Annotated in this window: 9 protein-coding genes; all 9 read left to right on the forward strand. The window is 44.9% G+C overall.

All coding sequences use genetic code 11. From position 1 onward, the window contains the following. On the forward strand, positions 1-283 hold a 283-nt coding region (locus IH879_13665), incomplete at its 5' end, for a hypothetical protein (protein ID MCH7675983.1). A gap of 404 nt (positions 284-687) precedes the next feature. Then, positions 688-1,995 carry an aminotransferase class V-fold PLP-dependent enzyme gene (locus IH879_13670; protein MCH7675984.1) on the forward strand — a complete coding sequence of 436 codons (1,308 nt, stop codon included), beginning with the start codon at positions 688-690 and terminating at the stop codon, positions 1,993-1,995. Further along, a complete protein-coding gene (locus IH879_13675; GenBank protein ID MCH7675985.1) occupies positions 1,992-2,432 on the forward strand; it encodes a RidA family protein in 441 nt (146 codons plus the stop codon). The genes IH879_13670 and IH879_13675 overlap by 4 nt, the downstream gene beginning before the upstream one ends. A 196-nt stretch (positions 2,433-2,628) precedes the next feature. Next, entirely contained in the window at positions 2,629-3,747 is a 1,119-nt protein-coding gene (locus IH879_13680) for a DUF3524 domain-containing protein (GenBank protein ID MCH7675986.1), read from the forward strand. Positions 3,748-4,081: 334 nt separating this feature from the next. After that, positions 4,082-6,169, forward strand: coding sequence for a S9 family peptidase (locus IH879_13685; GenBank protein MCH7675987.1), 2,088 nt, complete (start codon positions 4,082-4,084; stop codon positions 6,167-6,169). Positions 6,170-6,220: 51 nt separating this feature from the next. Continuing rightward, positions 6,221-7,171: a hypothetical protein gene (locus IH879_13690; GenBank protein ID MCH7675988.1), complete on the forward strand. Its 951-nt coding sequence runs from the start codon at positions 6,221-6,223 to the stop codon at positions 7,169-7,171. Positions 7,172-7,535: 364 nt separating this feature from the next. Then, positions 7,536-8,123 (forward strand): hypothetical protein, encoded by a 588-nt coding sequence (locus tag IH879_13695; GenBank protein MCH7675989.1) that lies wholly within the window; start codon positions 7,536-7,538, stop codon positions 8,121-8,123. Next, on the forward strand, positions 8,120-9,139 hold the full coding sequence (locus IH879_13700; protein ID MCH7675990.1) for a caspase family protein: 1,020 nt from the start codon (positions 8,120-8,122) through the stop codon (positions 9,137-9,139). The genes IH879_13695 and IH879_13700 overlap by 4 nt, the downstream gene beginning before the upstream one ends. Next, the coding region (locus tag IH879_13705) for an SUMF1/EgtB/PvdO family nonheme iron enzyme (GenBank protein ID MCH7675991.1) at positions 9,094-9,448 on the forward strand (355 nt) is incomplete at its 3' end. The genes IH879_13700 and IH879_13705, both read left to right, overlap by 46 nt.

The following is a 9,448-nucleotide window of genomic DNA, read 5'->3' on the forward strand; positions in this document are numbered from 1 at the left end:
CGTTGGCCAAGTAAACCTTACCAACAAAACCAAAAGCACGATCGCTGGAAAACCCGCCATTAGTCTGGTCATTCGAAATGAGGGAGAGGAGCAAGTTTGGAATGTGCTCATCACCGTCAAAGCAAAAAGAAAACAGACTGACATTTCGGTACAAACCATCAAATTAGATCGGCTTGATTCTCTTGAAACTGTCGAGCGCACCGTTATTTTCGAAAACCTGAACGCGCATGACGATTATGATTTGCTGACTTATGCGGTTGCTTTCTCAAATTCTGCCGAATAGAAACTAAGCCTTTTCGCAGACAGTGCTGTGAAAAGATGGCTGACGCAGTAACCAGAAAAGGAAATCGCAAATCCCAACTAGAAAATTCCAAATAAAGTTTAAATTTCCAATTGCCAACGATCAAAACGCTAAGAAGTTTGTTTGGGTTTTGAAAATTTGTAAATTGAGATTTGTTTGTCATTTGATTTTTGTTTATTTGTGATTTTTTCGAATCGTGCCGACAAAACTTGTCGATGTACGGCGCTAAGCGTCTAAAGCTCAATATTTTTCTGATTTCCCTTCATCTATTTCTTCTAAAGATCATCCCCAAAATCCTTGCTTTTATTTTGTAAAAGAGATATATTTTTCTACTGATTAACAGAAATTCCCACTGAGGTATTTTAAAACTGTTTCGAGGAGGAAATATGAATTCTCTCAATCGACGCGAGTTTTTAGGTGCAATCGGCAGGCCGGTTGCAGTGGCTGCAACGGTTGCGGTGTTGGATCCTTTAGGCATGCGGCGCGCAATAGAGGCTTTGGCTAATATTCCCGGCACACCCGAGGAAATTGCTGCTGATGAATCGTTTTGGTTTGAAGTTCAGCAGGCATTTACGGTCGATCGCAGTTTGGTAAATCTCAATAACGGTGGCGTGAGTCCGGCCCCGGCTGTGGTTCAAGACGCCATGAAACGGCATCTGGATTACTCGAACGAAGCGCCGGTTTACACCATGTGGCGTATTTTGGAGCCGCAACGGGAAGGCGTACGTAATCGTCTTGCCAGGGCCTTTAAGTGTTCGCCCGAGGAGATAGCTTTGACTCGCAATGCATCAGAGAGCTTGCAGATTTGCCAGCTCGGGCTTGATTTCAAATCCGGTGACGAGGTTTTAACCACCGATCAAGACTACGGTCGGATGATCACCACTTTTAGACAGCGTGAGAGACGAGAGGGTATTAAATTAAACCTCTTCCCCATTCCTGTCCCTGCAGAAGATCCAAAGAAAATCGTCAGTCTGTTTGAAGAAAATATCACTGCCAAAACCAAAGCCATTTTGATGAGTCATATGATTAATCTTACCGGACAAATCCTGCCGGTGAAACAGGTCACTCAGATGGCAAGAAAAAAAGGCATTCCGGTCATCGTCGATGGTGCGCATTCTTTTGCCCATTTTGATTTTACACACGAGGATCTTGACTGCGATTACTTCACTACGAGCTTGCACAAATGGCTGTTCGCACCCCATGGAACGGGCATGCTGTATGTTAGGAAGGATAAAATCGCCGGCCTCTGGCCGATGATGCCGGCCTCGAAAAAAATGGACGACGATATTCGCAAGTTTGAGGAAATCGGCACGCACCCGGCTGCAAATTACCTGGCAATTGCCGAGGCTTTAACTTTTCACCAGGGAATCGGACCGAAGCGCAAAGAAGCTCGCCTGGTTTACCTGCGTGATCGTTGGGCCAAGCGGCTTCTCGAACATGATCGAGTGCGATTGCATACCAGCTTGAAACCGGGTTTTGCCTGCGGTCTTGCTACTGTGCAAATTGAAGGCATTGACCCGGTTGAACTTACAACTCACCTCTGGAAAAAACAGCGAATCATTGTTACCCCAATTATGCGTGATGAATTTCAAGGTATCCGTGTGACTCCGAATGTTTACACGACCCTTGAAGAGGTCGATCGCTTTTGCGAGGCAATGGAAACCGTAATCAAGAAAGGACTGCCAAAGACATGAAATATTTTATAATAACTGTTTTGCTAATCGGTTGCGGCGCTCAGCAGCCTGCTGACAAAGAAGTCATTTCTTCAGAAAACGCGCCGGCAGCAATCGGACCTTATTCGCAAGCCATTCGAGCCGGAAACACACTTTATCTTGCCGGACAAATTGCCATTGATCCCGCGACCGGTAAAATGATTGAAGGCGGAGTTGAAGATCAGACGCATCGGGTTTTGAAAAACATCGGGGCTGTTTTAAAAGAGGCTGGTTTTACCATTAGTGACGTCGTGCAAAGCCAGGTCTTTCTTGCCGATTTGAATAATTATGGCGCCATGAATGCTGTCTACGCAACTTATTTTAAGAAAAATCCGCCGGCACGGGCAGCGGTGCAAGTTGCTCGTTTGCCTTTGGATGCGCTGGTGGAAATTATGGTGACGGCGGTAAGAACAAAATAGTGCAACGTTTTCAAAACAACCGGGCAATATACAGTGTTAGCGTGTTCAGGTGTTAAAGTGTTAAAGTGTTAAAGTGTTTACTTATTTTATCACGTTGATTATTTCAAAATATTTGTGCCTGAACACTCGAACATACAAACACACAAACACGAGAACACTTTATCCACATTGCGATGATATTTAGAAAACACTAGAAGTGAATATCCTCATCCTCGAACCCTACTTTACCGGCTCTCATAAAGTTTGGGCACAAGGGTATCAAAAACAGAGCAAACATACCGTTGAAATTTTAAGCCTTCCCGGTAACTTTTGGAAATGGCGCATGCACGGCGGCGCTGTTAGCCTGGCGAAAAACTTCCTTGCCGGGAATTTTGAACCCGATTTGCTACTCGCCACCGACATGCTCGATCTAACCACCTTCTTATCACTAACACGTCATAAAACTTCGAATCTTCCGACAGCAATTTACTTTCACGAAAACCAATTATCCTACCCGTGGTCGCCTTCCGATCGCGATGTTATGCAAAAACGTGATAAGCACTATGGATTTATAAACTATGTCAGCGCTTTGACTGCGGACGCTGTTTTTTTCAATTCTAAATATCACCAGGACAGTTTTTTAGACGAATTGATGCGCTATCTGAAACACTTCCCAGATCATACCGACCTGGAGAATATCGACAGAATAAAATCGAAGAGCAAAGTTTTACCCTTAGGGTTGGATTTGTCTCGCCTCGATGAATTTAAACCAACCCTAAACTCGAAACTCGAAACTGCTAACGCGAAACCTTTAATCTTGTGGAACCATCGCTGGGAATACGATAAAAATCCGAGTGAATTTTTTAAGGCGCTTTTTATTCTGGCTGAAAAAGGCTTGGATTTCGAAATTGCTATTCTTGGCGAGGCGTTCAGTGAAAAACCGGAAGAATTCAGGCTCGCAAAAGAAAAACTGGGATCTCGAATCATTCAATTTGGATACACAATCGAATTTTCCGAATATGCCAGTTGGCTTTGGCGGGCGGACATTTTGCCGGTCACATCAAATCAGGATTTTTTCGGTGCCAGTGTGGTTGAGGCGATCTACTGCGATTGCTTCCCGATCCTGCCGGAAAGACTCGCCTATCCGGAGCTTGTTCCTGCTGAATTACATGACAATTATCTTTACCACAATTTCGATGATTTGGTCACTCGACTGGAGCAGGCGATTTGCGATTTTGACGCTTTACAAAATCAAAGCTTAAGAGATATTGTAAAAAAATTCAATTGGGCTTCTCTAGTATCTGACTATGACGAAAAACTGGAAAGTTTTTGTTGAAATTTCTCATTGGGTAAATTATATTAGGAACTCAGTAATAAAAGAGTTTAGCCACGGATTCACACAGATAAAACACGGACTTTTTAATCTGATGAAGAAATTTGTCTTTAATTTTTTGATATTATTAGAAAAATAAACTCAAATCTCTGAGTTCTTTGTGAGTCTCAGCGTTCTCTGTGTCCAAAAGTTTTAAACGCTTCATTTTTAACTTATTTATAGACTTCTGCAAAACAGCTTAATTTGTCATTTCTTCCCCGAAGTGTCGGGGTCGAAATGACACAAAAGGTCGATTTTACAGAAGTCTAAACTTATTTAATCAGAGGAGGTTTACAACATGCGAAGTCGAGTCAATCGAGACTATTCACAAATCTCAGCTTTATTTATAGTTTTACTATTTTCTTTTATTTTAACCCAAACCGGTTTTGCAAGCGATGTTTTCAGCGAAAAGGATTTGCTTAAATTAAAGTCCGTTACAAGTGCGAAAATCAGCCCAAACGGTGGCTGGATTGCTTATACCGTTAGTGTGCCTCGCAAGGCGGCTGACAAGCCTGGCTCGGGTTATAGCGAACTTTATTTGATTTCCATAAAGACGAAAGAGGTTCGTCCGTATATTACCGGTAAAGTCAGGGTGCGGTCTGTCTCCTGGAGTCCGGACGGCTCGGCAGTTGGTTTTCTAACCAGTCGGGGAGAAAAGGCCAAAACACAGGTGTGGATGATACCCATCAGCGGGGGAGAGGCAAAGCAATTGACTCATTCTAAAACAAGCGTTTCTTCTTTCCGGTGGCATCCAACGGAAAATAAAGTGGCGTATTTAGCCAGTACGCCTAAATCCAAACATGAGAAAGATCTGGAGAAAAAAGGGTACGGATTTGTTTTCTATGAAGAAAATTTAAAGCACCGAAATCTGTACCTGGCTGATTTGGACGCTGAGGATTCCGAAGCCGAGCAGTTAACAAACGACGTGACCGTCTGGTCATTTGAATTTTCTCCAGATGGCAAGACCATTGCCGCTGCGGTCACCCAAGAAAATTTAATCGATCACAGTTATGCTTTTAAAACCGTGCATCTTCTGGATCTTAAAAGTAAAGAGTTAAAACCGCTGACCAAGAATCCCGGTAAACTTGGAAATTTTGCATTCAGCCCAAACGGCAGGCAGTTGGCTTATGCCGCGGCTCTCAGTCAAAAAGATAATGCGGTCAGTCAGGCTTTTGTCATTTCAATGAATGGCGGGGAACCGACCCATTTAACTCAGCCAAATTTTCGCGGTCATGTCGATTGGGTCGGCTGGAAAGATAACAATACATTGTTCTACCATTCTAAAGAAGGTGTAGAAACAACCCTGAGCACGGTCAGGCTGACCGGAAACGGGGTAAACCGGAAAGTTATTCTTGATTCAAAGAAGACGGGGGTTGTGTTTGGGCCACCGAGCACTACCAGGGATTTCAAGCACACGGCTCTGGTTGGGCAGTCGCCGAAATTTCCCGGAAACGTGTTCTATTTTAACGGCAAGAAAATGACCAAGCTGACCAACGTCAATCCGTGGCTTGCAGATAGAAAGTTAGGAAAGCAGGAGCCCATTCAATATAAAGCTCGCGATGGCAAGGAAGTAGAGGGGCTGCTCATTTACCCGGTGGATTATCAGGCCGGCACAAAATATCCGATGGTTGTCATTGTGCACGGCGGTCCGGAATCAAACTATTCTAACGGTTGGCTCTCCCGCTACTCTACTCCCGGACAAAACCTTTCTGGTAAAGGGTACGCAGCGTTTTATCCAAATTACCGGGCGTCAACGGGGTACGGCGTTGCGTACGCCGAATATGGCTATAACAACCCGGCCGGGGTTGAGTTTGACGACATTGCCGATGGAATTGATTATTTGATCGGTCAAGGCATTGCCGACCGCGACCGCGTCGGTCTTGGCGGCGGGTCTTACGGCGGCTATGCTTCCGGTTGGTTTGCAACCTATTACACGAAGTATGTCAAAGCTGTCTGTATGTTTGTCGGAATCAGTGACTTGATCAGCAAGCGTGGGACTTCTGATATTCCTTATGAAATGCTTTATGTGCATGCAGGACAAAAATTGGAAGATATGTGGGATTTAAGTCTAAAACGAAGTCCGATTTACTATGCTCATCAAAGCAAAACGGCGACTCTGATTTATGGCGGCTTGACGGATACCCGCGTTGACCCGGGACAAAGCAGGGAGCTGCATCGGCGAATGAAAATGAACGGCCATCCCGCAGTTCGGCTGGTGCAGTACCCGGGCGAAGGTCATGGGAATCGCAAGCAGCCGGGCCGGATTGATGTCTTATATCGAATTCTGGACTGGTATGATTGGTATGTTAAAGACGCCAAACCCTTAGAGGGTCCGATGCCACCTCTCGACATCAGCGACAAATATGGATTGAAATTAACCGAGTAAGGGACTTAAGGTAGGAAACAGACATGTCTGTTCATTGCGAAATTGATGGCCTTGAAACGAAATAAACCTTCCGACGAAGAGCTCAAAGATTTGGGCTTTGGCTCACGAGTGACGGAAAACAGCCCGCTCCGCTTACTCAATCGAGATGGCAGCTTCAACGTAGAGCGGGACGGTCTGCCATTCCTGCAATCTATCCACCTTTATCATTCGCTGCTTACGATGTCGTGGTGGAGATTTTATTTAACTATCACGGCTGTTTACATTTTTATTAACGCACTGTTTGCCCTGGTTTTTGTATTTGCTGGAGTCCCAATTGATGGGGCGACAAGCGTGATAATCTACGGCCGGTTTTTAGAGGCGTTCTTTTTTAGTGTGCAGACTTTTACAACTGTCGGATATGGACGCCTATCGCCCATCGGTGTGTTGGGCAACATTATTGCCTCGTTCGACGCATTCGTGGGTTTGATTTCATTCGCTATTGCAACAGGGCTTTTATTCGCCCGATTCTCAAGACCTAATGCAAAAATCTTGTTTAGTGAAAAAGCCATCATTGCGCCTTATAAAGACATCACCGCCTTTGAGTTTCGAATGGCAAATGTTCGCAGTAACCAATTGGTAAATATTGAAGTAAAGGTGTTATTTAGCGAACTTCATGAATCTGGCGGAAAGCCCAGGAGAAGTTTTCATGAGCTGCCCCTTGAACGGCACAAAGTAAATTTCCTGCCTCTACATCTGACAGTCGTTCATCCTATTGAAAAAGGGAGCCCCTTAAGTGGCTTAAAAATGCAAGATCTCGAAAAATCCGACGCGGAATTCCTTGTTTTGATCAGCGCTTTTGACGAGACTTTCTCACAAACAGTTCATACTCGAACATCTTACAAATTCAGTGAGATTGTCTGGGGAGTCAAATTTAGTGATATGTTTCAGTATTCCGGGAATGGGGCAGTTCGGGTTGATTTAAAGCGCATTCATGATTTTGAAAGTATGACTGTTCAAAGTTGAAAATTTGGCTCGTTTAATCAGTTTGTACTGCTACTAAAATATATTTTTCCAGAAAGTCGAATGCTATTGAACTGCTCCGAAAGTTCCCTCCCGTAGAAACCATTTACCCAAGTCTTAGCGTAACTTTAACGTAACTTCGGTAGACCCCGCCTCAGGCTTCTGAACAGCTCGAAATCCTTGACAGTTAAATTTTTCTCGCTTATCTTTTCTCCAGAGAAGAAGTTCGTATGGTTTGTTAACCTTTTGGCCCATGTGATTTGTCCAGGAGCTCCAATTTTGCGACGTTGGAGAACTATGGCTTATCTTTCAGAAATTGGTACAAAAAAGGAAACAGGAGAGATTCGGTAACTGAAGGGATGGTTCTATGAGTGAAGTATTCATATACACGCGAAGTTTTGAGATTGTAATATCAATACTGGCGGGTACATTTTTGTGCTACCTGGGTTGGCGGCTATTTAAAATTGGACTGTCCGAAAAGTCTGATTTGAAAATTGAATACGGCAAGCTAAAACTACATTTGTTTAAGGCGACTCCTGGGATTTTCTTTGCATTGTTTGGCGCAGCTATCATTTCCGGTGGGGTCTGGAGCAGTGCGAAATTTACCGAGGAGTTCCGGAACAAGGATGGTACGACCGGGAAAAGGAGCATTGACAAATCGGTTGGCGATGAAGCGCCGATACCAGATATTTCAGCGCTGGAAGCAAAATTTCAGCAGGCGATCAATTTTCATCGCAATGATGACATAGAAGAAGCTGAAGCGATTTATGCGGAGATTCTGAAAATGGCGCCGGTCATCGGTCAGGTGGCGAACAACCTGGCGGATATTCAGAAAAATCGGGGCGAGGTGGAAAGTGCGCTCGTTTTTGCAAATTATGCAGCAGCGGTCTTTCCGGATTCGGTCATTTTTCAGAAGACGCTCAGGCAAGTAAGAGAATCGTGGAGTAACAAATGAAGAAACGATTTGTACTTTTGTTTCTGTGCGCACTCTTTTTAACACCGGCGCAGGCGCAAAAGAAATATGCATTGTTAATCGGAGTTGATTATGAAGGGCGCCTGGCTCTGGATTATACGCGCCAGGATGCGATTAAGCTGGGCCAGATATTGGAGAGTAATTTTGGCTATACGACCAAAGTGTTGACGAGAAAGAGTGAGACGACAAAAACAGCCATTAACATAGCCTTTTCGGATTTGAAAAATCTGGACGCAAGCTACGATCAGGTTATTGTGTTTTTTTCCGGGCATGGGGTGAGAGATGAAAACAGCAATGAAGTCGGGTATTTGCTGCCAAATGACGTTGACGTCAATAAACTGTTCTTAACTGCCATCGACATGTCCATTATTCAGAATTTATCAAGGACACTGAAAGCCAAACAGGCGATGTTTATTCTCGATTGCTGCTATAGCGGCATCATTGGCAGCTATGCAAGCATGACCATTTCCGGCGGCGATAAAACACTGCGTTCCAGGCAGATTTTGACCGCGGGACGTTCAGGCCAGAAAGCCAGAATGTACGAAGCAAAAGAGCTGAGTCTGTATACTTTCTATCTGACGCGTGCCTTGAGCCGCGGCGGCAGTTTTCTGCGGGCGGATTCAGACAAAGATGGCGAGCTGACAGCCTGGGATTTGCAGGCGTATGTGCAAAAGAAAGTTTCTCAGGAAACCCGCGACAAACAAACGCCGAGAATGTACAACTATACTGAAGATGACGGCATCTTCCTTTTTCGGGCAAAAAATTACCAAAGACCTGCAATCCCCATCGTGGATAACAGGGAGAAGACCAAGGATGATCTCTCCGCTTCTTCAGTAAGGGATGTCCCACCAAAAGATATGGTACTCATCCCGGCCGGTACTTTTCGCATGGGGAGCGATAGTTTTCCGAGGACGAAAAGCCTGTACACCGCGTCAAAATCGATGCGTTCTACATGGATAAATATGAAGTCTCGGTGGCAGAGTATGCGAAGTTTGTGAATGAAAGAAACCACCAGAAGCCGCGACTTTGGGACGAGCAATTGCAGAAACTGAATCGCCCTGTGGTATACGTTTCCTGGAGCGACGCGCAGGCTTATGCCACATGGGCCCGAAAGCGCTTGCCTACCGAGGCAGAATGGGAGTATGCCGCCAGAGGTGGATTGGCGGGAAAGAAATATCCCTGGGGAGATGACAATCCTAAAGGTAAGGCAAATTATGATAATCAATGGTCCGGCGAGTGGGAGAGCGGGGCTGGAAAGTACCTGATGGCTGTCGATGCATTGAAGCCCAACGGTTCTGGTTTGTATC

The sequence above is a fragment of the candidate division KSB1 bacterium genome (assembly GCA_022562085.1).
Taxonomy (GTDB): Bacteria; Zhuqueibacterota; Zhuqueibacteria; order Oceanimicrobiales; family Oceanimicrobiaceae; genus Oceanimicrobium.